Origin of the sequence: Pseudomonas californiensis (assembly GCF_021147775.1) — a bacterium.
Classification (GTDB): domain Bacteria; phylum Pseudomonadota; class Gammaproteobacteria; order Pseudomonadales; family Pseudomonadaceae; genus Aquipseudomonas; species Aquipseudomonas californiensis.
The window spans coordinates 1-889 of record NZ_JAGTPK010000130.1 but is presented as its reverse complement, the minus strand read 5'-3'; the positions used below and the strand labels follow the sequence as shown (position 1 = coordinate 889).

Here is an 889-nt window from a genome sequence, read left to right as displayed (position 1 = left end):
GAGGATTACGAAGCCTTGCTGCCGTGGAACTGCGAACCTCGACTTCACAGCTAAGCGCTTTACCTATCTTTAGCCAAGTGGGGTTTATGGAGCGCTTACTATCAATTTTGTGAGTGACTATATCGAAAGTTTCTCCGTTGTACTGTGTGCATCTGCAGGTTACAGAGCCGTGCGCTCGTTCTTGCGCGCATACGAAGGCAGCGTGCAGACTTTCAACTCTTATAGAACTCACGTTGAACGGTTACTTCTTTGGGCCCTTATTGTTAGGGATAAATCAATCTTCAGCTTAAAACGTCAAGACGCTGAAGCCTACTTGCAGTTTTGTAGGAATCCACCGGCAAATTGGATTGGGTCAGTTACACGCGGCCGCTTCATCGCTAATAAGGATGCTGAAACCGCTGTGGTTTATCCTGTAGTCCCAAATCCAAAATGGAAACCCTTCAGCCAAAAGCTTAGTAGCTTAAACGCCCAAGCTGAAGCTGTTCAGGTGTATGCGGCCTCCAAAGGAACGATGAACCAAATCTTCTCCGTATGTAGCAGTTTTTATGAATTTCTCGCCGAAGATAACTTGGTGAGCCTAAACCCGTTCAGACTTGTAAAAAATAAGCGGGATTTCACCGGGAATCCCACTGGCGAAGCCCAGAATCGGGCCTTAACGCCGTTGCAATGGGACTACGTACTTGAGACTGCGGAGTCAATGGCTTCGGCTGAGCCGCTTCGACATGAACGTACCCTCTTCATCCTGGCTACACTTTTCGCCATGTATCTCCGGATCTCTGATCTGGTTGGCCTGCGGATTCCACGCCATCTGGACACTCAGCCCACCAACATCCGGACACCCGTTCCACGCTCATCCGGACAGGCAGTCGGAGCGCAGCTACGCAGGTTC

Annotated in this window: 1 pseudogene; it reads left to right on the top strand. The window is 49.9% G+C overall.

Features of this window, described 5'->3' with window-relative positions:
- Positions 1-169: 169 nt before the first annotated feature.
- Positions 170-889 (top strand): annotated as a pseudogene (locus tag KDX37_RS29275) (hypothetical protein); the annotation flags it as partial.